Below are 24,257 nucleotides of genomic sequence, written 5' to 3'. Positions count from 1 at the left end.
CCGCAATCACGCGGCCTGAAATTCGATGCGGTGCCGCAGGAACTGTGTGGCCTTGCTCGACACTTTCGCCGGATCGCCCGTGGTCAGGAACATCGTTTCCGTGCCCGCGCCCAGCATGTCGGGATGGCGCTCCAGGTAATCGGCCAGGCTTTCGGCCACCAGGTCGGCCTGCGAATAGACGGTGACATCCGGCCCCAGCGCATCCTGAAACACCGCCTGCATCAGCGGATAATGGGTGCAGCCCAGTATCGCGGCCTCGGGCTTCGGCATCCGGCGCAGCAGCGCCTCGACATGGCTGCGCACCAGTGCCTCGGCCAGAATCTCGTCGCCCTGCTCGATCGCATCGACAACGCCGCCGCAGGGCTGCGCCTCGACATCCACACCGACCGCGCGGAAAGCCAGCTCGCGCTGGAACGCGCGGCTGGAAACTGTGGCCGGTGTCGCGAACAGCGCCACATGCTTGACCGCAACCTCGCGCGGGGGGGAATTGTCGCCCCAGCGCCTTTCGGTCAGCGCCTCGATCAGGGGCACGAAAACGCCCAGCACGCGCTTGTCATCGGGCAGCCAGGTTTCCTGCATCCGTTTCAGCGCCACCGCCGAGGCGGTGTTGCACGCCAGGATCACAAGATCGCAGCCCGCCGCCCACAGCCGCTCGACCCCCGCGGTGGTCAGGTTGAACACGTCGTCGGCGTCGCGCACGCCATAGGGCGTATGCGCATTATCCCCGAAATAGACAAAGGGCACATCGGGCAGCCGCTTGGCCACCACGTCCAGAACGGTCAGCCCGCCCAGACCAGAATCGAAAATACCAACCGCCATTATGCCTTGTGCTTCTCCTCGAACTCGAAGCCGTAATCGAACGACTTCAAGGGGTTTGGCGACAACTCATACGTCGCCTTCCGCAGGAAATCCATCATTGCTTTGGGATCGCCCGAATGGGCCTGAAGCGCGGGCTGCGGGATCGGGTCGCCCACCACCACGCGCACCGGTTCATCGACCCGGGCGCGGAACTCCTTGATCAGAAGCGCGAGCCGCAGGGTGGAATGCAGATGGCTGGCCAGCTGGAACAGGCGCGAATTATGGCCCTCGAAGAAGATCGGCACCACCGTGGCGTTCGATTTGGCCACCATCCGCGCGGTGAAGCTGCGCCAGCCGGGATCCATCGGCGCCGAGAACGGCCGCGCCGCAGTGGAGACGGTGCCGCCGGGAAACACCCCGATCGCCCCGCCGCGCGCCAGATAGTCCAGCGCCTTCTTGCGGGTTTCGATGTTCTGGCGCTGCGCCTCTTTGGTTTCGTCAAAGCTGATCGGCAGGATGATCTCGTTCAGCTCGTGGGCCTTGCGAAACACCGAATGGGCCAGGATGCGAAAATCGCCCCGCACCTCCGAAAGGATATGGCCCATCATCAGCCCGTCGAGGATGCCGTAAGGATGGTTGGCAATCAGAATCAGCGGCCCGTTGGCGGGAATGCGCGACAAGGAGCCGGCGGTCACCTCAAGGCTCAGCCCGTAGCGTTCCACGATCACGTCCCAGAAATCACGGCCCGCGGCGACCTCGTTTTCATACCCCTCGGCGCGGCGGATCAGGCGCAGCCGGCCGGTGGCGTTTTCCAGAACGCGGATCAGCACCCGGCCGCCCTTGGACCGGGCCGAGCTGGCATAGCTTATTTCGCGCGTTGCGTGGTGGCTCACGGCCGTTTTCCTGATTGCCGCGCCCGTCCTCGGGCCGTCGGGCGCGGGTTAGCGAAAATCCTCCGGTCTGGGAAGAAAATATGACGGGCCGGACATGTTTGGGTGAAGTTTACGCTGGCGCCCCGGCCAATGCACCCCTTTTGCGGCAGGCCGTCCGCCGCGCCGGGGCTTTCAGGCACCCAGCGACGGGCATTATGCAAGATGCCCGCGATTTCATGCCCATTCATTACGCACAGCCCCCCGTGAAGGCGGCATAACATGACATCACGCGAAAATTCCCGACCTAAAAAATCAGCTTTCATCCAGTCTTCATTTGCAAACCCGCTATGCGTCAGCGTAGGTAACTCGCGCAATGCAGATCAGGAGCGTAGGCGTATTTCACGATGGATTGGGACAAGCTCAGAATATTTCACGCCGTTGCGGATGCGGGCAGCCTGACCCATGCGGGCGATGTGCTGCACCTGTCGCAATCGGCTGTGTCCCGGCAGATCAGATCGCTGGAAGAAAGCCTGGGAACCACGCTTTTTCACCGCCATGCGCGGGGGCTGATTCTGACTGAGCAGGGGGAATTGCTGTTCGACGCGACCAGCGCGATGATCAAACGGCTTGAAACCGCCGCCGCGCGCATCAAGGACAGCGAGGAAGAGGTGTTCGGCGAATTGCGCGTGACCACGACCACCGGGTTCGGCACCCTGTGGCTGGCGCCGCGCCTGCCGAAGCTCTACGAAAAATACCCGGATCTGAAAATCGACCTGATGCTGGAAGAACGCGTACTGGATCTGCCCATGCGCGAGGCCGACGTGGCGATCCGCATGAAAGAGCCCAGCCAGGCCGACCTGATCCGCCGGCGGTTGATGACGGTTCGGATGCGGCTCTATGCCTCGCCGGAATATCTGGCTGAACGGGGCACGCCGGAAACCATGGAAGATTTCACCACCCACCGGCTGATCTGCCAAAACACCTCTGCCCCCCAGGTGGGCGCGGGCGCCGCGCTGGTGCGCGAGCTGATGATGCGCGACATCCCCTCGACGCTGACGGTAAACAACTATTTCGGGGTTCTGCAGGGGGTGATCAACGGTCTGGGAATCGGCGTTCTGCCGAACTACCTGACCGAGGATTTCCCCGCCCTGGTGCGCGTACTGCCCGAACTGGAAAGCAACGAGGTGCCGGTGTTCCTGGCCTACCCCGAGGAATTGCGCCAGTCTCAGCGCATCGCCGCCTTCCGCGACTTTGTGACCGAAGAGATAATCGAGCACCGGAAACGGCAAAAAGAAACGCCAAAGTTGTAAGCTATGCGCTGAGATCATGACAGTCATGATGCATATGCAGCATTTTTTCCTTGAACGCGTGGAGGACGGCCCATAGATCAGGCCTCGAAGACGATGGTTATTCCATCCCTTCACCTCCCTGTTGGACTTTGGCCGAGCTTTGTCTCGGCCTTTTTTTTGCCCGCCCGACCGCGGCGCGCCTGCCCCCATTGGCCCTTCCCCCGCGCAGCCGCTTGGCTTAAGACCGGCGCAACCGATATCCAGGGGGATGAACCGCGAAATGCAAGAGCCGCAGATCACCGAAGAGCTTATTGCCGCCCACGGGCTGAATTCCGATGAATATGCCGAGATCATCCGGCTGCTGAACCGGGAGCCCTCCTTTACCGAGCTTGGCATCTTTTCGGCCATGTGGAACGAGCATTGTTCCTACAAATCCTCCAAGAAATGGCTGCGCACCCTGCCCACCACCGGCGCGCAGGTGATCTGCGGCCCCGGCGAAAACGCCGGCGTTGTCGATATCGGCGATGGTCAGGCCGTGGTGTTCAAGATGGAAAGCCACAACCACCCGTCGTATATCGAGCCCTATCAGGGCGCGGCCACAGGCGTGGGCGGCATCCTGCGCGACGTGTTCACCATGGGCGCGCGCCCCATCGCCGCGATGAACGCTCTCAGCTTCGGCGAAACCAGCCATCCCAAAACCCGGCAGCTTGTGAACGGCGTGGTCGAGGGCGTGGGCGGATATGGCAACTGTTTCGGCGTTCCGACAGTGGGCGGCGAGGTGCGGTTCCACGCCGCCTATAACGGCAACTGCCTTGTGAACGCCTTCGCCGCGGGTCTCGCCGATGCGGACAAGATCTTCTATTCCGCCGCGTCGGGCGTCGGCATGCCGGTGGTCTATCTTGGCGCGAAGACCGGGCGCGACGGCGTCGGCGGCGCCACCATGGCATCGGCCGAATTCGACGACACGATCGAGGAAAAGCGCCCCACCGTTCAGGTCGGTGACCCGTTCACCGAAAAGCGGCTGATGGAGGCCACGCTGGAGCTGATGGCCACGGGCGCGGTGATCTCGATTCAGGATATGGGCGCGGCGGGCCTCACCTGCTCGGCCGTCGAAATGGGCGACAAGGGCGATCTGGGCGTGCGGCTCGATCTGGAAAAGGTGCCCTGCCGCGAAGAGAACATGACCGCCTATGAGATGATGCTGTCGGAATCCCAGGAACGGATGCTGATGGTGCTGCGCCCCGAGAAAGAGGCCGAGGCCAAGGCGGTGTTCGACAAATGGGATCTCGATTTTGCCATCGTCGGCGAAACGATCGACGAGGATCGCTTCCTTGTCATGCATGATGGCCAGTGCAAGGCCGATCTGCCGCTCAAGGCGCTCTCGGGCACCGCGCCCGAATATGATCGCCCATGGGTCGAAACCCCCGCCGCCGCGCCGCTGGACGACGTGCCCGGCATTGATCCGATCGACGCGTTGCGCGCGCTGATCACCTCGCCCAACTATGCCGCCAAGAACTGGGTGTACGAACAATATGACAGCCAGGTCATGGCCGACACGGTGCGCACCCCCGGCCTTGGCGCGGGCGTGGTGCGGGTGCATGGCACCGACAAGGCGCTGGCCTTCACCTCCGACGTGACGCCGCGCTACGTGAAGGCCAACCCGTTCGAAGGCGGCAAGCAGGCGGTGGCCGAAGCCTATCGTAACCTGTGCGCCGTGGGCGCCCGTCCGTTGGCCACCACCGACAACCTGAATTTCGGCAACCCCGAAAAGCCCGAGATCATGGGCCAGTTCGTCGGCGCGATCAAAGGCATCGGCGCGGCCTGTTCGGCACTGGATATGCCGATCGTCTCGGGCAACGTCTCTCTTTACAACGAAACCGACGGCTCGGGCATCCTGCCGACGCCGACGATCGGCGCGGTCGGCCTTCTCACGCATCTGGACGAGCTGATCGCGGGCGTGCCCGAGGAGGGCCAGATCGCGCTTCTTGTCGGCGAGACGGCGGGCCACCTTGGCCAATCCGCCCTGCTCTACGAGGTGTTCCACCGCGAAGACGGCGACGCGCCGCATGTGGAGCTGGACGCCGAGCGGCGCAATGGCGAATTCATCCGCGCCAACCGCGACCTGATCGGCGCCTGCACGGATCTGTCTGATGGCGGGCTGGCGCTGGCCGCGTTCGAAATGGCCGAGGCGGGCGGGATCGGCGTGCATCTGGACGCGGAAGACACCCCCACCCTCTTCGGCGAGGATCAGGGCCGCTACCTGCTGGCCTGCAGCTTTGATCAGGCCGAGGCGCTGATGGTGGCGGCGGGCCATGCCGGCGTGCATCTCGAAACGGTAGGCCGGTTTGGCGGCGATGTGGTGAAATTCGGGGCAAAAGAGTCGGACATGGCCGGCTTTTCCGCCCTCTATCGCGGCGCCTTTGCCGCAGCGCTTGCCTGACGCTTGTCAGCCGGGGGCCGGGCACTTACATTTCAGGGCAGAAAAAAGGACGCTGAGCATGGCGATGGAATCCCAGGAAATCGAACATCTGATCCGCGCGCGGTTTCCCGATGCGAAGATTACGATCACCGATCTTGCGGGCGACGGCAACCATTGGGCCGCCGAGGTGGTCGATGAAAGCTTTCGCGGGTTGAACCGAGTTCAGCAACAGCGCGCGGTCTATGCCGCGCTGAAAGAGAAAATGGCGGGCAATGACGGCGCGCTTCACGCGCTGGCGCTGACCACCAAGGCGCCGGAATAGCCGGCGCGGCTGTGACCGCGCGTGCTGACGGGCGCCGCGGCCAAGGACGTGACACACGGGCCGGGGGTGCCCCCCCAAAGGCCCGAAACCGACGATAAAGGAGCCCGGTATGACCGAAACAAAGATCCTGATTGAAGACGTTATCACCAGCAATGACGTCGTGCTCTACATGAAAGGCACCAAAGAGATGCCGCAATGCGGCTTTTCCAGCCGCGTGGCCGGTGTGCTGAACTTCATGGGCGTACAGTTCAAGGACATCAACGTTCTGGCCGATGACGCGGTGCGCCAGGGCATCAAGGAATTTTCCGACTGGCCGACGATCCCGCAGCTTTATGTGAAGGGTGAGTTCGTGGGCGGCTGCGACATCATCACCGAGATGACCCTGTCGGGCGAGCTGGATCAGCTTTTCGAAGCGCAGGGCGTGGCCTATGACAAGGCCGCCGCCGAAAAGATCCGCGAAGCCAACGCCTGACGCCCCGGCCGCGGGGGGTCAGCCCGCCGCGGCCAGCTTGTCTTCTACCGCGTCGGCCAGCGCCTCGGCCCGTGCCGCGAGTTCGGCCATGGTTTCGGTCACGCTGTCGGGGATGACCGGCACTTCCATCCGCTTGGGCTCCGGCCCCGGCGCGCTGCGCAGCCGGGCAAGCTCATCCTCGGCCACGCGCACCCGCTCTTCCAGCCCGACGGTCTTGTCGGCCAGCATCAGCCCGGCCATCAGCAGCATCCGCGCCTCGGGCAGTCGCCCGATCTGGCTGACCAGCGATGAGGCCTCGGCATCCAGCAGCCCGGCGGCGGCCTGAAGAAACGGCTCTTCGCCGGCCTGGCAGGCGACCGAAAAGCTGCGGCCGCCGATGTTGATCTGAACTTCAGGCATTGGTGTCCTCCGCGGCAAGCGGCGCGAGCATGCCCAGTATCTCGTCCAGCTCGCTCCTGTCGGTGTCGCGCACGGCGCGCAGGGCGTCAAGCTCGGCCTTCATAGATGTGTTGATCAACTCGCCATCGCCCAGCCCCTTGGCATTCGCCTCGCGCAGGGCCTTGTTGTTGGCGCGCAGCTGCGCGTTCACGCGGCGCAGCCGCTCGATCTCGCCCTCGGTGGCCTCGGCACGCGCGGTCAGCTTGGTCACCCGCGCCTCCAGCTGGGCCACCTGCTTGTCCTGCTTTTCGCCGATCGCCTTGACCCGCGCCTCCAGCTTCGCGCTCGCCTCGCGCTCGGCCTCCAGCGCCGCAAGCGCCGTGGCAAGCGCCTCGGCATCGGCCGCCGTTTCGGTCCGATCCTCGGCCGCTCCGGCCTGGGCCGCTGCGGCAAGGGCCTCTGTGCCCTGCCCGATCCGTTCAAGCGCGGCCGTGATCCGGCGTTCCAGTTCGGTAATATCGCTCATTCGTGCCTGTCCCCGGTCTTGTTTTTTCCATCCGCCCCGCGCGCCATGGGACGGTCGCGCGAATCGAAGCGGGTTAAACTTCGGCCGATCTTATCCAATGAACCGGCGAAATGCGCCCCATTTCCGCGCGATACATTGGCCGCCGCGCTTGATCTTGCGCGCCCCGCTGAATATAGCCGCAGCAAATTGCGCTCTGACCGAAGAAGGACAGCCCGAGTGGACATCCAAGCCCTTGCCAAAGCCCATCCCGACCACTGGTCGAAAGCCTGCGCGATCCGCACGCTGGCGATGGATGCGATTCACGCCGCCAATTCCGGCCATTCCGGAATGCCGATGGGCATGGCCGACGTGGCCACCGTTCTGTTCGAAAAACACCTGAAGTTCGACGCGTCGGCCCCCGACTGGCCCGATCGCGACCGGTTCATCCTGTCGGCCGGACATGGCTCGATGCTGCTCTATGCGCTGCTGCATCTGACCGGCTATGAAGACATGACGCTCGACCAGGTGAAGAACTTCCGCCAGATGGGCGCGATCACCGCCGGCCACCCCGAATACGGCCATGCCAAGGGCATCGAAACCACGACCGGTCCGCTGGGTCAGGGCATCGCCAATGCCGTCGGCTTCGCCATGGCCGAGGAAATCCAGCGCGCGCAATACGGCAAGAAGATCGTCGATCACTACACCTATGTCATCGCCGGTGACGGCTGTCTGATGGAAGGTGTCAGCCAGGAGGCGATCGGCCTTGCCGGCAAGCATGAGCTGAGCAAGCTGATCGTGTTCTGGGACAACAACGGCATCACCATCGACGGCAAGGTCGAGATCGCCGACAAGACCGATCAGTTGAAGCGGTTCGAGGCCTCGGGCTGGTCCGTCTATGAATGCGACGGGCATGACCCCGAGGATATCGACCGGGTGATCGTCGCCGCCAAGGGCTCGAAAACCCCGACGCTGATCGCCTGCAAGACCCATATCGGCCTGGGCTCGTCGGCGCAGGACACGCCCAAGGCGCATGGCGCGCTGACCGATGCGCAACTGATCGCCGACACCAAGGCCGCCTATGGATGGCTCCACGCGCCGTTCGAGATCCCCGCCGGCGTGAAGGCCGCATGGGAAGCGATCGGCAGCCGTGGCGCCGAAGAGCGCGCCGCGTGGGAGGCCCGTCTGGCCGCCCTCTCCGGTACCAAACAGGCGGAATTCGCCCGTATTTATGCCGGGGACGCGCCGAAAAAGCTTTCGGCCACGATCAAGGCGCTGAAAAAGCAGATCAGTGACGAGGCGCCGAAGGTCGCCACCCGCAAGTCAAGCGAGATGGTGCTGGAGGTGATCAACCCGATCATGTCCGAAACCGTCGGAGGCTCGGCCGATCTGACCGGATCGAACAACACCAAGACCGGCGATCTGGGCGTGTTCGACCCTGAAAACCGCGCCGGGCGGTACGTCTACTACGGCATCCGCGAACATGGCATGGCCGCCGCGATGAACGGCTTGGCCCTGCATGGCGGTGTGCGGCCCTATGGCGGCACCTTCCTGTGCTTCACCGATTACGCGCGCGGCTCGATCCGGCTGTCGGCGCTGATGGGCATTCCCGTCACCTATGTCATGACGCATGACAGCATCGGCCTGGGCGAAGACGGCCCGACCCACCAGCCTGTCGAACATGTGGCCATGCTGCGCGCGACGCCCAACATGATGGTGTTCCGCCCCGCCGACACGATCGAAACCGCCGAAGCCTGGGAAATCGCGCTGACCGCGAAAACCACGCCATCGGTTCTGGCGCTGTCGCGCCAGGGCCTGCCCACCGTGCGGCTGGAGCACAAGGTCAAGAACCTGACGGCCCAAGGCGCCTATGTCCTGGCCGAGGCCGAGGGCAAGCGCCAGGCGATCCTGTTGGCCACCGGCTCTGAGGTCGAGATCGCGATGAAAGCGCGCGATCTGCTGCAGGCCGAAGGCATCGGCACCCGCGTCGTTTCCATGCCCTGCTGGGAGCTGTTCGCGCAGCAGGACGCGAGCTATCGCAAGCGCGTGCTCCCGGCCGGGCCGGTTCGCGTGGGCATCGAGGCCGGCGTGCGCTTCGGCTGGGATCAGTGGCTGCTGGGCGAGCGCGGGCGCGAGGCGAAGGCGGGGTTTGTCGGGATGGAAGGTTTCGGGGCCTCGGCCCCGGCGAATGAGCTTTACACCCACTTCGGCATCACCGCCGAAGCCGTGGCCGAAAAGGTCAAGGCGCTGCTGTAACGCATTGTTTCAAAATGAAATCCTCCGGCCGTGCGATCTTCGCGCGGCCGGTTTCGTTCAGGCGTCGGGAAACAGCGTACGGATCTGCCGCGTGAAGGTGCCGCGCACATCCTCCATCTCTCCGGCCGAGATGCGCGCGTCCAGCAGCGTCATCACCGCCGCGATCGCCTCGGGCGCGTCGCCCATCGGATCGGTGCGGAACGCCGCCTGCACGCGCTCGATAAAGCCGTCGCGGCTACGCTCGGTCACCGGCGTTTTCGAAGGGTTCCAGCCTTCGTAGTAAATGCCCCGGATAAGCACCGGCAGCTGCGCGCCGAACTGCGCCGCCTCGTCCACATTCAGATGGTCGCGGATCACATGGATCACCGCCCGCAGCAAGCGATAGCTGCGCTGCTTGTGGCCCCACCCCGTCAGGTCGTCCAGATCGTTGATCCAGGAATTGGCGGCCTGAACCGACTCGTCGATGATCTTCAGCCCGAGTGCGCTCATGTTTCTGTCCTCCTGCCAGCCTGATGCCGGATATTGTTAAGAAACCACAGGCGGTACGCGGGCGCTTTGACCTGCATCATCCGCCCCCGCGCCCCCTGTTGATGCAGATCATGGCAGCCCCCGGTGGCGCCCGGCATCCTGCCTGCAGAAAATGGCCGAGGAGGACACGCCCATGGAAACCGATCCGCAGATCACCTTTCACGGCCTCGATGCCTCGCCCGCGCTGACGGCGTTGATCGGGGAACGGATCGCGAAGCTGGAACAGTTTTACGATCGCATCACCTCTTGCCGGGTCACGGTGGAACTGCCGCACCGGCAGGGCCGCAAGGGGCATCTCTACGAAGTCGCGATCGAGATGGAGGTGCCCGGCGGCATGGTGTCGGTCAACCGAACGCCCGGCAATATCTACGCGCATGAAGATGCCCGCGTCGCGATCCGCGACAGTTTCGATGCCGCGCGGCGCCAGCTTGAGGATCACGTCCGCAAGACCGGCGGCGTGCACGTCAAATCACACCCGGAAAAGCGCCACGGCAAGGTCGTGCGGCTGTTTCCCGACGAAGGCTATGGCTTCATCCGGACCGAGGGCGGAGACGAGGTTTACTTTCAGCGTGACAGCGTTGTCCGCGACGACTGGGAAAAGCTGGATCTGGAAAGCGACCTGCAATTCAGCCTGATGGATGGCGAAAAGGGGCCGTTCGCGGTGAACGTGTCTTTGCGATTCTGAGTCGCGGCAATCGGCGGCTTTGCGCCTTTTGTTGGCGCTAACGGCATGTTTTTGCGCTAACATGCTGTTATATATTCTCATTTCTCCTTTCGCCAACGCGGAAAGACCGGTATTCACCCACGCAACGCGACGGATGGGCGCAAGCCTTTGGTGACGGAGAGTGAATATGACGATTACCCTTGGTATCAACGGGTTTGGCCGTATCGGGCGCTGCACCCTGGCGCATATCGCCGAAACGGCGCGCAACGACGTTCAGGTGGTCAAGATCAACGCAACCGGCCCGATCGCGACCAATGCGCATCTGCTGAAATACGACAGCATCCACGGCCGGTTCGGCGGCGAGATCACGGTTGACGGCGATACGCTCGATCTTGGCCGCGGCCCGATGCAGGTGTTCTCCACCTATGATCCGACGGAACTGGACTGGTCGGGCTGCGACGTGGTTCTGGAATGCACCGGCAAGTTCAATGCACGCGACAAGGCCGCCGTGCATCTGGAGCGTGGCGCCAAGCGGGTGCTGATCTCCGCCCCGGCCAAGAATGTCGACAAGACGATCGTCTACGGCGTGAACCACCGGGCGCTGACCGTAGACGATCACGTGATCTCGAACGGCTCGTGCACCACCAACTGTCTGGCGCCGCTGGCCAAGGTGCTGAACGATGCCATCGGCATCGAGCGCGGCATCATGACGACGATCCACAGCTATACCGGCGACCAGCCGACGCTGGATCGCCGCCACAACGATCTTTACCGCGCCCGCGCCGCGGCCATGGCGGTGATCCCCACCTCGACAGGCGCGGCCAAGGCCATTGGCGAGGTTCTGCCCGAACTCAAGGGTCGGCTCGACGGCACCGCCCTGCGGGTGCCCACGCCCAATGTCTCGGCCGTGGATCTGACCTTCGAGGCCAGCAGGGACGTGACCGTGGACGATGTGAACGAGGCCGTGCGCGAAGCCGCCGCCGGCCATATGGGCGCGGTTCTGGCCTATGACCCCGAGCCCAAGGTCTCTATCGACTTCAACCACACGCCGCATTCGTCTATCTTTGCCCCGGATCAGACGAAAGTGATCGGCGGGCGCACCGTTCGGGTGCTGGCCTGGTATGACAATGAATGGGGCTTCTCCTGCCGGATGGCCGATGTCGCGGCAACCATGGGGCGGCTTCTGCATTAAGGAGAGCGGGGCCTGCCACATGGGCCCCCGGCCCCACGAATGACCAACAAGCTGGCGATTTTCCTGGGCGGCGTGATCATCGTTCTGCTTTTGGTCGATCTGGTATTCGGTGACATGCAAAGCAGCCTGTTCCTGGCAAAGAAGCTGGCCGCGCTGAGCGAATACATCGCCTTCTGGCGCTAGGGCGCGGCCTTCTGGCACGAGACCGTGCTTCGCGGTTGACCTGCAGGTCAAAAACCCCAAGGCTTCGGCCTACACCGGACAACCCTTGGGGAGGCTCGCATGACCATCAAAGTTGCAATCAACGGTTTCGGCCGCATCGGGCGCAATGTGCTGCGCGGGATCGTGGAATCGGGCCGCACCGATATCGAGGTGGTGGCGATCAACGATCTGGGGCCGGTGGAAACCAACGCCCATCTGCTGCGCTTCGACAGCGTGCATGGCCGCTTTCCCGGCGAGGTCACGGTGGCCGGCAACACCATCGACGTGGGCCGTGGCCCGATCGAGGTGACCGCGATCCGCGACCCCAAGGCGCTGCCCTGGGCCGGCGTCGACGTGGCGCTGGAATGCACCGGCCTGTTCACCGCCCGCGAAAAAGCCGCGCTGCATCTGGAGAACGGATCAAGCCGCGTGCTGATCTCGGCCCCCGGCGCGGACGCCGACAAGACCATCGTCTACGGCGTCAACCATGGCACGCTCGGCGCCGCCGATACCGTGGTCTCCAACGCCTCCTGCACCACCAACTGCCTGGCGCCCGTGGCCAAGGTGCTGAACGACGCCATCGGCATCAAGCGCGGGTTCATGACCACGATCCACAGCTACACGGGCGACCAGCCGACGCTGGACACGATGCACAAGGATCTCTACCGCGCCCGCGCCGCCGCGATGAGCATGATCCCCACCTCAACCGGCGCGGCCAAGGCCGTGGGCCTGGTGCTGCCCGAGCTGAACGGCAAGCTGGACGGTGTCGCGATCCGGGTGCCCACGCCGAACGTGTCGGTGGTGGATCTGACCTTCGAGGCCGCGCGTGATACCAGCGCCGAAGAGATCAACGCCGCCATCAAGGCCGCCGCTCAGGGCCCGCTGAAGGGGATCCTGGGGTATACCGAGCACCCCAACGTCTCGATCGATTTCAACCACGATCCGCATTCCTCGGTCTTCCACCTGGATCAGACCAAGGTGATGGACGGCAACATGGTCCGCATCCTGTCTTGGTACGACAACGAATGGGGCTTTTCGAACCGCATGGCCGATACCGCCGTGGCGTTGGGGAAATTCCTCTGACACCCCGCGCCAATCGGTTCAAAAACGCAAAAGCCGCCCAACGGGGCGCCGGAGAAATAGTGGGCGGTTGCTTGGATTGGCTACAGGCCACTCGGCTTACATTTCGGATACGGTCAGTTTGATATGGAGGGCCTTCATCACGCCGAGCAGGGTTGAGAGCGTTGGGTTGCCATCTGGGCTGAGAGCTTTGTAAAGTGCTTCTTGGCTGAGACCTGCCTCCTTGGCGATCTGCGACATGCCATGTGCACGAGCGATGACACCAAGGGCATGGGCAATGTAGCCGGCGTCCCCGGTCTCCATGGCGTCTTGCATGAACTCGGCCTGCGCCTCGGGAGTGTTGAGGTGCTCGGCCGCATCAAACGGTTTGGTCTAGATGCTCATTTAACGATAAGCCTGCACAGCTCGATTGCAGCGGTTCCGTCTCCGCCGCCCAATCGCTGTTCCCATTTCTCTGGGCTTCCATCATCCAGGATGAGGCTGAAGCGGCATTCGTTATACAAGAACGACCGAGGCGTCAGGTGAAGCAGGTAATAGAACATTCCAGCTGCCCCAGCTGCAGCGCATAGCGCGCCAACAAGAAAATACCGCCACATTTCAAACCTCCAAGCCTCGTAGAGCGGCAAGCTACGGGGCCTTTCTCTGTTCGACAAGGAGCAGCCCCATGTCAACAACCGTCGGCACCCTGGCTTTGATCGTTGACAGCACGTCAGTAGCCGCCGGCGAAAAGGCACTCGATAATATCGCTCGCACTGGCGCACGGGTCGAGGGCAGCCTCAAGATCGACATGGGGTCGATTGAAAAGGCGATGGCGCGTCTCGGTCAGCAGGTCACAGGCCTGGAAAAATCCATGACTTCCGGCATGGGTAGGATGACGGAGGCCGGGAAGACCCAAGCAAGGACATTTAAGCAGCTCCGCGCCTCGATCGATCCAGCCTATGCCGCGACGGTTCGCTATCGTGAGGTGCAGCAGCAGCTCGCATCTATGGTCAAAACGGGAGAGACCAGCCAGCGGGCAGCGAACATTGTCTTGGAGCAGGCCGCAAGCCGTTACATGCGGGTTGCTACGGCCAGCGAGCGCGCCGCTGATGCAGAGCGTAAAGCGGTGCAGGCAACTGCCATGGCATCGCAAGGATACGAGCAGCTAAGGGCCTCTGTAGATCCGCTATACGCTACCAGCAAGCGCTATGAGCATGCGATTGAGGCTCTGAATGCCGCCCAAAAGGCTGGTGTGATTTCAGACAAAGACCGCATGCGCACGCTTGACCTGCCAGAGGCTCAGATGATTTCCACCAACAGCGCAAGCTCTCTTGCCGCTGGTGGTATCGGGAAGTTCGGGTTGGTTGCAAACCAGGTTGGCTATCAAGTTCAGGATGTTTTTGTGTCCGCACCGATGCCCACGGGGCGGCTTTTTCCTTTTGACAGCAGGTCGCGCCTCGGTCAGGCGAAGGTCAGGCGAACTTGGCCAGCAATTTCGCGTTCACCGCCTCCGGCACGAATTTCGACACATCCCCGCCCAGCCGCGCGATCTCTTTCACCAGCTTCGAGGCGATCGCCTGCCGCCGCGCATCGGCCATCAGGAACACCGTCTCGACGCTGGCATCCAGAACCCGGTTCATGCCGACCATCTGGAATTCGTATTCGAAGTCGGCAACGGCGCGCAGGCCGCGGATGATCATGGTCGCGTTCACATCACGGGCGCAATCGATCAGCAGGTTCTCGAACGGATGCACCACGAATTCGGGGCCACCCGGCACCGCAAGCTTGGCGCATTCCGCCTCGACCATCGACACCCGCTCTTCGAGGCTGAACAACGGCCCCTTGTCGCGATTGATCGCCACCCCGATGACCAGCCTGTCCACCAGGGTCGATGCCCGCTGGATGATGTCGATATGCCCCAGCGTGACCGGATCGAACGTGCCCGGATAAAGGCCGATACGCATGACTGTCCCCTTCCCCCGTTTCGGCCACGCAACAATATTGCGGAGGGCAATGCAAGGGGGCGCGGGGCTCAGTGGCCCATGATCATGCCTTCCAGCGCGTCTTTTTCCATCGAAAGCTCGGCCAGCCGTGCCTTGACCACGTCGCCGATGGATATCAGCCCGACCATCCTACCGTCCTCGACCACCGGCATGTGGCGGAAACGGCCATCGGTCATTTTGCGCAAAACCTCATCGGTGCTGTCGCTGACGCCGCAGGTAATGATATCGCGCGTCATCAGGTCATCCACCCGGTCCGACAGGCAGGCCGGGCCGCGACGCCCCAGTTCGCGCACGATATCGCGCTCTGACAGGATGCCGGCGATCCGGGAGTCGCCCAAGGACACGACCAGCGATCCGATACGCCGCGCCGACAGAAGCTCGGCCGCCTCGCGCACCGACGCGCCCGGTATGATGGTAACGACGGTGTCATCGGCCTTGGATTTCAGAATTTGTTGCACATGCATGAACGACCCTCCCTAACGGTTTCCCCAGCGTCGCCCCAACTGCGACATTCTGTCAAGTCAGAGCTTCGAGCCGGGCCACCTCACGCTTGAGCCCGTCGACCAGCTCATCGGCGAACCGGTTGAGCCGCTCGACCTTGCGGTCGTCGGCGTGCCGGACCAGGTAGAAGCTGCGCGTCAGCGACACCAGATCGGGCAGCACCTTGTTGAGGTTCGGCGCGAAGGGCAGCGCGAAATCATGGACGATGCCCAGCCCCGCGCCCTGGCGCAGGAAATTGAGCTGGACCGACACCGAGTTGGAGGCAAGCCCCACCCGCTCGACCCCGATCGCCGAGATATAATCCAGCTCCTTGTCGAAGATCATGTCGGGAATATAGCCGATCATCCGGTGGCCCTGCAGCGCCTCGGCGGTTTCGATATCCCCCTTGCGCTTGAGATAGCGGCGGGACGCGGCGAGGTGCAGCTTGTAATCGGTCACCTTCTGCACCAGCAGCCGGCCGGTGTCGGGCGGGCTGACGGCGATGGCCATGTCCGCCTCGCGCCGGGTCAGGTTGACCACGCGGGGCTGCGAGACCACCTGAATTTCAAGCCCCGGATGCCGGTCGCAAATCTCGGTACAGACCCGTGGCAGCAGGAAATTGGCGCAGCCGTCGGGCGCACCGATGCGAATTGATCCGGTCAGTTGCCCGGCCTGGCCCCGCGATTCCTCGGTCGCGAGGGAAATCGACTGTTCGGCCTGTTCCGCCCAGGACAGCAGCCGCTCGCCCTCGGCGCTCAGGCTGTAGCCCTGGGGCGATTTTGCGAACAGCGTGGTGCCGAGCGCCTCTTCGAGCCGCTGGATGCGCCGACCCACCGTGGCCGGGTCCATCTTCAGCACCTTCCCTGCCCCGCTCAGGCTTTCCGCCCGCGCGACCGCAAGGAAAACACGCATATCATCCCAGTTCGGCTCCATTGCCCGCCCCTTGTTTATTGCAAAGTGTTTTTTTAAAAATGCTGGTTTTCGCCGCATTATTGCAAGACTATTCTGCACCCGGACATCATTTCGGGAGGATTCCATGGAAGAACTGAGTCATTTCATCAACGGTCAGCGGGTCAAGGGCACCTCGGGCCGTTTCGCCGACGTCTTCAACCCCGCCACCGGCGAGGTGCAGGCCCGCGTTCCGCTGGCCACGAAAGACGAGATGGACGCCGCCATTGCCGCCGCCGCCGAAGCGCAGCCCAAATGGGGCGCCACCAACCCGCAGAAGCGCGGCCGGGTGATGATGGAATTTGTTCGCCTGATCAACCGCGACATGGAAAAGCTGGCCGAGGCGCTGAGCCGCGAGCATGGCAAGACCATCCCCGACGCCAAGGGCGACGTGCAGCGCGGGCTTGAGGTAATCGAGTTCTGCATCGGTGCGCCGCATCTGCTGAAAGGCGAATTCACCGACAGCGCCGGCCCCGGCATCGACATGTATTCCATGCGCCAGCCGCTGGGCGTTGTTGCGGGCATCACGCCGTTCAACTTCCCGGCCATGATCCCGCTGTGGAAGATGGGCCCTGCCCTGTCCTGCGGTAACGCCTTCATCCTGAAACCGTCCGAGCGTGACCCCTCGGTGCCGCTGATGCTGGCCGAGCTGGCGAAAGAGGCCGGCCTGCCCGACGGCATCCTGCAGGTCGTCAACGGCGACAAGGAATCGGTGGACGCGATTCTGGACAATGAAACCATTCAGGCGGTGGGCTTCGTCGGCTCGACCCCGATCGCGCAATACATCTATTCCCGCGCCACGGCGAACGGCAAGCGGGCGCAGTGTTTCGGCGGCGCCAAGAACCACATGATCATCCTGCCCGATGCCGATATGGATCAGGCTGCCGATGCGCTGGTGGGTGCCGGCTTTGGCGCGGCGGGCGAACGCTGCATGGCGATTTCTGTTGCCGTGCCGGTGGGTGAGAAAACCGCTGACATGCTGATCGAAAAGCTGGTGCCGCGGATCGAAAAGCTGAAGGTCGGCCCCTATACCGCCGGCGCCGATGTGGATTACGGCCCGGTCGTGACCGCCGCCGCCAAGCAGAACATCCTGGGCCTGGTGCAATCGGGTGTGGATCAGGGTGCCGAGCTGGTTGTCGACGGCCGCGACTTCAACCTGCAGGGCTATGAAGACGGCTTCTTCGTCGGCCCGCATCTCTTTGACCGTGTCACCACCGACATGGACATCTACAAGAAAGAGATCTTCGGCCCCGTTCTGTGTCAGGTCCGCGCCGAAACCTATGAAGAGGCGATCGGCTACGCCATGGACCACGAATATGGCAACGGGACCGCGATCTTCACCCGCGACGGCGACGCCGCGCGCGATTTCGCCAGCCGGATCAATGTCGGCATGGTGGGCATCAACGTGCCGATCCCGGTGCCGCTGGCCTATCACACCTTCGGCGGATGGAAGAAATCGGGCTTCGGCGATCTGAACCAGCACGGGCCGGACAGCTTCCGCTTCTACACCCGCACCAAGACGGTGACGTCGCGCTGGCCGTCGGGCCTGAAGGAAGGCGGCGAGTTCCACTTCAAACAGATGGACTGAGCCGGCTTTCAGTGCCAGTTATCGAACCCCGGGCCAGCGGCCCGGGGTTTTTTCATGCCGCAGGCGCCCGCAGCCATTCGCGCTTGCCGCACCGGGGCTGCTCTGCTTTGCTTGATGAAAATCACAAAGGGACAGTCATGTCGCCCGCAGACCCCGACTTCACGATTGGAATCGAGGAAGAATATCTTCTGGTGGATTGCGATACGCTGGCCCTCGCCACGGCACCCGATGCCCTGATGAGCGCCTGCACGGCAGAGCTTGAGGGCCAGTTCAGCCCCGAATTCCTGCAATGCCAGGTGGAAATCGGCACCCGCGTCTGCCGCGATATAGCCGAGGCGCGCGATGATCTGCGCCGCCTGCGGGGCACGGTGGCACGTATCGCCGGCGATTTCGGTCTGGCGCCGATTGCCGTCTCCTGCCATCCGTTCAGCGACTGGAAAGATCAGCACCATACCGACAAGGAGCGCTATAACACGCTCAGCAAGGATCTGGCCGGGGTGGCGCGGCGGATGCTGGTCTGCGGTATGCATGTGCATGTGGGGATCGCCGATCAGGCGATGCGCATAGAGCTGATGAACCAGCTCACCTATTTCCTGCCGCATCTGCTGGCGCTTTCCACCTCTTCGCCGTTCTGGCAAGGCGTGGATACCGGGCTGAGCTCTTACCGGCTGACGGTGTTCGACAATCTGCCCCGCACCGGGCTGCCGCCGCGCCCGCAAAGCTGGGCCGATTATCAGCTGATGGTCGATACGCTGACCGGCCTGAACCTGATCGAGGACAGCTCGAAAATCTGGTGGGATCTGCGCCCCTCGGCCCGGTTCCCGACCATCGAATCGCGCATCTGCGATGTCTCGCCCCGGCTGGAGAACACGCTTTCACTGGCGGCGCTGACGCAATGCATCACCCGCATGCTCTACCGGCTGACCCGCAAGAACCAGCAGTGGCGCCAGTACGATACCTTCCTGCTGGCCGAAAACCGCTGGCGCGCGCAGCGCTACGGGGTCTCCGAGGGGCTGATCGACTTCGGCGCCGGCACGATCAAGCCGATGCCGGTGCTTCTGGACGAGCTGATCGCGCTGGTCTCCGAAGACGCCGAGGCGCTTGGCTGCATGGCCGAGGTCGAGGCCGCGCGCGACATCCTCCTGCGCGGCACCAGCGCCGATCAGCAGCGCGCGGCCTTCCACGCGGCCCGTGCCGCCGGGCTCGACCGCGACGAGGCGCTGCAAGCCGTCGTGCGAATGCTGATTGACGAGTTTCAGCAGGGGCTGTAACGCCCGCCGCCATACACATTCCCGTGCATTCTCGATTTGTGATATGTCGCGGGCTGGACGCATCCAGCCGTATTTGCGAGGCTCACGGCGAACAGGCTGAAATCACGAAGGAAACGCAGAACATGAGCAACAAGACCCACAGCCGCCGCACCATCCTGGGCGGGCTTGCCATGGCAGGCACGCTGGCCGCCCCGTCGCTTCTGCGCGCGCAGGTTATCGAGCCCGCCATCGAGGGAACGGAAACGACCCGCCACAACATCTCGAGCTTTCAGGTGCAGAACTGGCAGGATCATTTCGACAGTCTGGGCGTCGCCACGATCGTCGCCGACACCAAATCGCGGGCGCTGCACTACTGGAACGCTGATGGCACCGATTACCGGCTCTACCCGACCTCGGTGCCCCGGACGGACGAGCTGACCCGGCGGGGCTATACCGAAGTGGTGCGCAAACGCGTCGGCCCCGACTGGACCCCGACCCCGGACATGCGCAAGAACGATCCCTCGCTGCCGCCCTACATGCCGCCCGGCCCGGGCAACCCGCTGGGCACCCACGCGCTCTACCTCAGCTGGCCGGCCTATCTGATCCACGGCACGCATGACACGCGCAAGATCGGGCGGCGGTCATCGTCGGGCTGCATCGGGCTGTTCAACGAAAAGATCGCGGAACTGTTCGAACTGGTCCCGGTCGGCGCGCAGGTTCGGCTGATCTGAACCGCCGGCACCGGCCACACGGCATGCCCCCTGGCCGGTGCCCGAGATAAACCCGGGAACAAAAGCCCCCTCCTTGCGTTGTCCTGCCAGACACGAAAGGAGATTATCATGCTCAAGAATACCTTTGCTTCCGCCATCGCCGTTCTGACCATCGCTCCGGCCGCCGCCTTCGCCGCTACTGACTATGTCTGCCCCGAAGGCACCGTTCTGGAGGGTACGCAATGCATGCCCACCGGCAGCGTCCGGCTCGAGGTGCTCAAGCGTGACGGCGACACGATCGTGACCGATGGCTACGCCATCCTCGAAGAGCCGCGCGAGCTGGGCCTGGAGCCCAACAGCTTCCTTGTGGAGATCGACGGTTCGGAGGTTGTGGTGATGGATCACCAGGCCTTCCAGACCCTCGGCCTTGACGAGGAAATCAACGCCCCGTCGCAGCAATAACTGCGGCAACCCCCGGCCGGGCTCGCCCCCAACGGGCCCGGCCACCCTTTGACCGCGACAGAATTACCCTGCCTCCCCGCGCCCAAGATGATATACATGCGCAGTAATGCATATTACGCTCTGGTTGTCCGAACTGGTCGGACCTGCACACCGGAGAAGACGCATGTTCACGAAAAATGTCGGCGGAATTGACCGCGCCATTCGCATCATTGTCGGCCTTGCCCTGTTGGCGGGCTTCTTCCTGCATACCGAAGCGACGTATCGCTGGCTGTACCTGATCGGGATCATCCCGCTGGTGACCGGGCTGATGTCGAGCTGCCCGATCTATTCGATCTTCGGGATGAACACCTGCCCCAAATCAGAGGAATAAGCCGCGCCGCGCGCTATTCGGCCGCCAGCTTGCGCGCGTCGAGTATCTGCTTGAGGTAGCGGCCGGTGTGGCTCTGCTCGGCTTCGGCCACCTGTTCCGGTGTGCCTGTGGCCACCACCCGGCCGCCGCCGTCGCCGCCTTCGGGGCCGATGTCGATGATCCAGTCGGCGGTCTTGATGACGTCGAGGTTATGCTCGATCACCACCACGGTGTTGCCCTGCTCCACCAGTTCATGCAGCACCTCCAGAAGCTTTTTCACATCCTCGAAGTGCAGGCCCGTGGTGGGCTCGTCGAGGATGTAGAGCGTGCGGCCCGTGGCGCGTTTGCTCAACTCCTTCGACAGTTTCACGCGCTGCGCCTCGCCCCCTGACAGGGTCGTCGCCTGCTGGCCGACCTTGATATAGCCAAGCCCCACGCGCATCAGCGCATCCATCTTGTCGCGGATGCTGGGCACCGCCTTGAAAAACTCCTGCGCATCTTCAACGTTCATATCAAGAACGTCGGCTATACTCTTGCCCTTGAACCGAACTTCCAGCGTTTCGCGATTGTAGCGCGCGCCGTGGCAGGTTTCGCAGGTGACATAGACATCGGGCAGAAAGTGCATCTCGATCTTGATCACGCCGTCGCCCTGGCACGCCTCGCAGCGCCCGCCCTTGACGTTGAAGCTGAAGCGGCCGGGCTTGTAGCCGCGCGCCTTGGCCTCGGGCAGGCCGGCGAACCAGTCGCGGATCGGGGTGAAGGCGCCGGTATAGGTGGCCGGGTTGGATCGGGGTGTACGCCCGATGGGGCGCTGGTCGATGTCGATCACCTTGTCCAGATGCTCCAACCCCTTGATCGTCTCGCAGGGCGCGGGCGTCTGCCGGGCGCCGTTCAGCCGCATCGAGGCGGTCTTGAACAGCGTCTCGATGGTCAGCGTCGACTTGCCCCCGCCCGACACGCCCGACACGCAGACGAACTTGCCCAGCGGGAAATCCACGGTCACATCCTGCAGGTTGTTGCCGCAGGCCTTGACCACGGTGATCTTCTTCTTGTTGCCCTTGCGCCGCGTTCCCGGCACCGCGATTTCACGCGTGCCCGATAGGTATTGCCCGGTGATCGACGCCGGATCGGCGGCGATTTGCGCCGGGGTGCCATGCGCAACGACGCGCCCGCCATGGATGCCGGCGCCTGGGCCGATGTCGAACACGTAATCGGCCTCGCGGATCGCCTCTTCGTCATGCTCGACCACGATCACCGTGTTGCCCTGATCGCGCAGGTTCTTGAGCGTCTGCAGCAACCGCCCGTTGTCACGCTGGTGCAGCCCGATGGAGGGTTCGTCGAGCACATAGAGCACCCCGGTCAGACCCGATCCGATCTGGCTGGCCAGCCTGATCCGCTGGCTTTCGCCCCCCGAAAGCGTGCCGGCATTGCGCGAGAGGGTCAGGTATTCCAGACCCACATTGTTCAGGAACCCCAGCCTTTCGCGGATTTCCTTCAGGATGGTGCGGGCGATCTCGTTTCGCTGGGCGGTCAGTTTTTCCGGCACCGTCGCGCACCAGGCATAGGCCTCGCGGATCGACATCTGCACCACCTGCCCCACATGCAGCCCGGCGATTTTCACCGCCAGCGCCTCCGGCCGCAGCCGGTAGCCGCCGCAGCTGTGGCAGGGGCGGTTGTTCTGGTAGCGTTCGAATTCCTCGCGCACCCAGTTGCTGTCTGTCTCGCGATAGCGCCGCTCCATATTGGGGATCACCCCCTCGAACGTGCGCGTCACCTCATAGACACGCCCGCCCTCGTCATAGCGGAACCGGATCTCGTCATCACCCGAACCGTAGAGGAACACCTGCTGCACATGGGCCGGCAGGTCTTTCCACGGCGTGTTCTTGTCGAATTCGTAGTGTTTGGCGATGGCCTCGATCGTTTGCAGGAAATAGGGCGACTTGCCCTTGCGCCAGGGTGCCAGCGCGCCGTCATAGAGCTTCAGCGCCGCGTCGGGAACCACGAGCCGTTCGTCAAAGAACAGCTCCACCCCCAGCCCGTCACAATCGGGGCAGGCTCCGAAGGGCGCGTTGAAGGAAAACAACCGCGGCTCGATCTCGGGAATGGTGAACCCCGATACCGGGCAGGCGAAATTCTCGCTGAAGGTGATGCGCTCTGGCTCTCCCTCGCCCTCTTTCGGGGCGGTTTCCAGAATGGCGATGCCATCAGCCAGATCCAGCGCCGTGCGGAAACTGTCAGCCAGCCGCGTCTCCAGCCCCTCGCGCACAACGATCCGGTCCACCACTACGTCGATATCGTGGCGGAATTTCTTGTCGAGCGTCGGCGGTTCGTCCAGTTCATGGAACTGCCCATCCACCTTGACCCGCTGAAACCCCTGCTTGCGCAGTTCCAGAAACTCTTTTCTGTATTCGCCCTTCCGGTCGCGGATGATCGGCGCCAACAGAAAGGCGCGCGTGCCCTCCTCCATCGCCATCACCCGGTCGACCATGTCCTGCACCTGCTGCGCCTCGATCGGCAGGCCGGTCGCGGGGGAATAGGGCGTGCCGACGCGGGCGAACAGCAGGCGCAGATAGTCGTAAATCTCCGTCACCGTGCCGACGGTCGAGCGCGGGTTCTTGCTCGTCGTCTTCTGTTCGATGGAAATCGCGGGGGAGAGGCCGGTGATGTGATCCACATCCGGCTTTTCCATCATATCGAGGAACTGCCGCGCATAGGCCGACAGCGATTCGACATAGCGGCGCTGGCCCTCGGCATAGATCGTATCGAAGGCCAGGCTGGATTTGCCGGAGCCCGAAAGCCCGGTGATCACCACCAGTTCATCGCGCGGGATATCCACGTCGATGTTCTTGAGGTTGTGCTCGCGCGCGCCGCGCACCTCGATCTTTTTCAGCTCGGCCATCAAAGCCCCCAGGTTGAACGATTAAGAAATAGTTTAGCTTGCCCGAGTCTCCAACCGAAAAGAGAGAACAAATGGGGAATATATCCACCTGAGCGCAGGAACCGCCCCTTGCACCTTGCCCCTGCCCGGTTTTTGGCATCCCCTGAGCGCCACAAACCACCCCGCCCTTCACATTCGCCAGGTCGAATGTATATCTGCCGCCACCGCCGGCCAGGGCGCAACACAGGATATCGAGGGAAACGAGAATGTTTTCAGGTTTCAAACAGCCGGGACCGCAGATGGCCCGGATCGACACCAAGGACGCCATCGACAAGGTCGCAGCCGGCGAAATGACGCTGATCGACGTCCGCGAGGCGGATGAGCTGCGCATGACCGGCTATGCCGAGGGTGCGCTGCACATCCCGATGATGGTGTTCCGGATGAAGGTCGATCCGTCGAGCCCCGAGCTGCTGCCGGAGCTTTCGGTCGACAAACCCGTAGCGCTTTACTGTGCCTCGGGGGCGCGGTCGGGGGCGGCGGCGCAGGCGATGATGCAGATGGGGTATAAAGAAGTTTATAACCTTGGCGGATTGCAGCACTGGCAGATGGCGGGCGGCCCGGTCACCCGGGGCTGAGG

Annotated in this window: 24 protein-coding genes and 1 pseudogene; 15 read left to right on the top strand and 10 right to left on the bottom strand. The window is 63.3% G+C overall.

Annotated features, from left to right (window positions below):
* Positions 1-6 precede the first annotated feature (6 nt).
* Together GGR17_RS15315 and GGR17_RS15310 are read right to left on the bottom strand one after the other, a co-directional pair.
* A complete protein-coding gene (locus tag GGR17_RS15315; protein ID WP_054539146.1) occupies positions 7-819 on the bottom strand; it encodes a glutamate racemase in 813 nt (270 codons plus the stop codon).
* Complete coding sequence (locus GGR17_RS15310) at positions 819-1,691, bottom strand: lysophospholipid acyltransferase family protein (RefSeq protein WP_054539147.1); 873 nt, start codon at positions 1,689-1,691, stop codon at positions 819-821. The genes GGR17_RS15315 and GGR17_RS15310 overlap by 1 nt, the downstream gene beginning before the upstream one ends.
* A 383-nt stretch (positions 1,692-2,074) precedes the next feature.
* Here GGR17_RS15310 and GGR17_RS15305 point away from each other — a divergent pair, with 383 nt between their 5' ends.
* The 4 genes from GGR17_RS15305 to grxD all read left to right on the top strand — a co-directional run bounded on the left by GGR17_RS15305 (position 2,075) and on the right by grxD (position 6,172).
* Positions 2,075-2,980, top strand: a complete 906-nt coding sequence (locus GGR17_RS15305; RefSeq protein WP_054539148.1) for a LysR family transcriptional regulator — start codon at positions 2,075-2,077, stop codon at positions 2,978-2,980.
* 259 nt (positions 2,981-3,239) lie between these two features.
* Positions 3,240-5,399: a phosphoribosylformylglycinamidine synthase subunit PurL gene (purL, locus tag GGR17_RS15300; RefSeq protein ID WP_054540406.1), complete on the top strand. Its 2,160-nt coding sequence runs from the start codon at positions 3,240-3,242 to the stop codon at positions 5,397-5,399.
* Positions 5,400-5,457: 58 nt separating this feature from the next.
* Positions 5,458-5,700 (top strand): BolA family protein, encoded by a 243-nt coding sequence (locus tag GGR17_RS15295; RefSeq protein WP_037208446.1) that lies wholly within the window; start codon positions 5,458-5,460, stop codon positions 5,698-5,700.
* Between the two features lie 109 nt (positions 5,701-5,809).
* Entirely contained in the window at positions 5,810-6,172 is a 363-nt protein-coding gene (gene grxD, locus GGR17_RS15290) for a Grx4 family monothiol glutaredoxin (protein ID WP_054539149.1), read from the top strand.
* Positions 6,173-6,190: 18 nt separating this feature from the next.
* Here the strand turns inward: grxD and GGR17_RS15285 are convergent, their stop codons facing one another.
* Positions 6,191-6,571, bottom strand: a complete 381-nt coding sequence (locus tag GGR17_RS15285; RefSeq protein WP_037208450.1) for a cell division protein ZapA — start codon at positions 6,569-6,571, stop codon at positions 6,191-6,193.
* A complete protein-coding gene (locus GGR17_RS15280; RefSeq protein WP_054539150.1) occupies positions 6,564-7,076 on the bottom strand; it encodes a hypothetical protein in 513 nt (170 codons plus the stop codon). Before GGR17_RS15280 ends, GGR17_RS15285 begins: the two co-directional genes overlap by 8 nt.
* Before the next feature lie 216 nt (positions 7,077-7,292).
* On the opposite strand from GGR17_RS15280, the gene tkt reads away from it, so the two are divergent.
* Positions 7,293-9,308: a transketolase gene (gene tkt, locus GGR17_RS15275; RefSeq protein ID WP_054539151.1), complete on the top strand. Its 2,016-nt coding sequence runs from the start codon at positions 7,293-7,295 to the stop codon at positions 9,306-9,308.
* Between the two features lie 57 nt (positions 9,309-9,365).
* Here the strand turns inward: tkt and GGR17_RS15270 are convergent, their stop codons facing one another.
* Entirely contained in the window at positions 9,366-9,797 is a 432-nt protein-coding gene (locus GGR17_RS15270) for a DUF2267 domain-containing protein (protein WP_054539152.1), read from the bottom strand.
* Positions 9,798-9,969: 172 nt separating this feature from the next.
* Here GGR17_RS15270 and GGR17_RS15265 point away from each other — a divergent pair, with 172 nt between their 5' ends.
* From GGR17_RS15265 to gap (GGR17_RS15250), 4 genes are all read left to right on the top strand, one after another.
* Positions 9,970-10,521 (top strand): HPF/RaiA family ribosome-associated protein, encoded by a 552-nt coding sequence (locus GGR17_RS15265; protein WP_054540407.1) that lies wholly within the window; start codon positions 9,970-9,972, stop codon positions 10,519-10,521.
* Positions 10,522-10,687: 166 nt separating this feature from the next.
* Positions 10,688-11,692: a type I glyceraldehyde-3-phosphate dehydrogenase gene (gap, locus tag GGR17_RS15260; protein ID WP_054539153.1), complete on the top strand. Its 1,005-nt coding sequence runs from the start codon at positions 10,688-10,690 to the stop codon at positions 11,690-11,692.
* 39 nt (positions 11,693-11,731) lie between these two features.
* Positions 11,732-11,875, top strand: a complete 144-nt coding sequence (locus GGR17_RS15255; protein WP_037208460.1) for a hypothetical protein — start codon at positions 11,732-11,734, stop codon at positions 11,873-11,875.
* A gap of 99 nt (positions 11,876-11,974) precedes the next feature.
* Positions 11,975-12,976: a type I glyceraldehyde-3-phosphate dehydrogenase gene (gap, locus tag GGR17_RS15250; protein ID WP_054539154.1), complete on the top strand. Its 1,002-nt coding sequence runs from the start codon at positions 11,975-11,977 to the stop codon at positions 12,974-12,976.
* A gap of 96 nt (positions 12,977-13,072) precedes the next feature.
* Here gap (GGR17_RS15250) and GGR17_RS15245 read toward each other — a convergent pair.
* From GGR17_RS15245 to GGR17_RS15230, 4 genes and pseudogenes are all read right to left on the bottom strand, one after another.
* A pseudogene (locus GGR17_RS15245) lies at positions 13,073-13,330 on the bottom strand (addiction module antidote protein); the annotation flags it as partial.
* Positions 13,331-14,424: 1,094 nt separating this feature from the next.
* Positions 14,425-14,916 carry a pantetheine-phosphate adenylyltransferase gene (gene coaD / locus GGR17_RS15240; protein ID WP_054539156.1) on the bottom strand — a complete coding sequence of 164 codons (492 nt, stop codon included), beginning with the start codon at positions 14,914-14,916 and terminating at the stop codon, positions 14,425-14,427.
* A 68-nt stretch (positions 14,917-14,984) separates the two neighbouring features.
* A complete protein-coding gene (locus GGR17_RS15235) occupies positions 14,985-15,419 on the bottom strand; it encodes a CBS domain-containing protein (protein WP_054539157.1) in 435 nt (144 codons plus the stop codon).
* 52 nt (positions 15,420-15,471) lie between these two features.
* Positions 15,472-16,368, bottom strand: a complete 897-nt coding sequence (locus tag GGR17_RS15230; RefSeq protein ID WP_037208466.1) for a LysR family transcriptional regulator — start codon at positions 16,366-16,368, stop codon at positions 15,472-15,474.
* A 103-nt stretch (positions 16,369-16,471) separates the two neighbouring features.
* Here GGR17_RS15230 and GGR17_RS15225 point away from each other — a divergent pair, with 103 nt between their 5' ends.
* The 5 genes from GGR17_RS15225 to GGR17_RS15205 all read left to right on the top strand — a co-directional run bounded on the left by GGR17_RS15225 (position 16,472) and on the right by GGR17_RS15205 (position 20,763).
* Positions 16,472-17,971, top strand: coding sequence for a CoA-acylating methylmalonate-semialdehyde dehydrogenase (locus tag GGR17_RS15225; protein WP_037208467.1), 1,500 nt, complete (start codon positions 16,472-16,474; stop codon positions 17,969-17,971).
* A gap of 137 nt (positions 17,972-18,108) precedes the next feature.
* Entirely contained in the window at positions 18,109-19,242 is a 1,134-nt protein-coding gene (locus GGR17_RS15220) for a carboxylate-amine ligase (RefSeq protein ID WP_054539158.1), read from the top strand.
* Between the two features lie 122 nt (positions 19,243-19,364).
* On the top strand, positions 19,365-19,952 hold the full coding sequence (locus tag GGR17_RS15215) for a L,D-transpeptidase (RefSeq protein WP_037208472.1): 588 nt from the start codon (positions 19,365-19,367) through the stop codon (positions 19,950-19,952).
* A 108-nt stretch (positions 19,953-20,060) separates the two neighbouring features.
* A complete protein-coding gene (locus tag GGR17_RS15210; RefSeq protein ID WP_054539159.1) occupies positions 20,061-20,393 on the top strand; it encodes a hypothetical protein in 333 nt (110 codons plus the stop codon).
* 163 nt (positions 20,394-20,556) lie between these two features.
* The gene (locus tag GGR17_RS15205) at positions 20,557-20,763 is read left to right on the top strand and encodes a YgaP family membrane protein (protein WP_054539160.1); all 207 of its coding nucleotides are present in this window, start codon (positions 20,557-20,559) and stop codon (positions 20,761-20,763) included.
* A 13-nt stretch (positions 20,764-20,776) separates the two neighbouring features.
* Here the strand turns inward: GGR17_RS15205 and uvrA are convergent, their stop codons facing one another.
* Complete coding sequence (gene uvrA, locus GGR17_RS15200; RefSeq protein ID WP_054539161.1) at positions 20,777-23,641, bottom strand: excinuclease ABC subunit UvrA; 2,865 nt, start codon at positions 23,639-23,641, stop codon at positions 20,777-20,779.
* 245 nt (positions 23,642-23,886) lie between these two features.
* Between uvrA and GGR17_RS15195 the strand changes: the two genes are divergently transcribed.
* Positions 23,887-24,255: a rhodanese-like domain-containing protein gene (locus GGR17_RS15195; RefSeq protein WP_054539162.1), complete on the top strand. Its 369-nt coding sequence runs from the start codon at positions 23,887-23,889 to the stop codon at positions 24,253-24,255.
* Positions 24,256-24,257 lie beyond the last annotated feature (2 nt).

Source organism: Actibacterium naphthalenivorans (genome assembly GCF_014196965.1).
GTDB lineage: Bacteria > Pseudomonadota > Alphaproteobacteria > Rhodobacterales > Rhodobacteraceae > Actibacterium_A > Actibacterium_A naphthalenivorans.
This window is presented reverse-complemented; position numbering and strand designations above follow the sequence as displayed.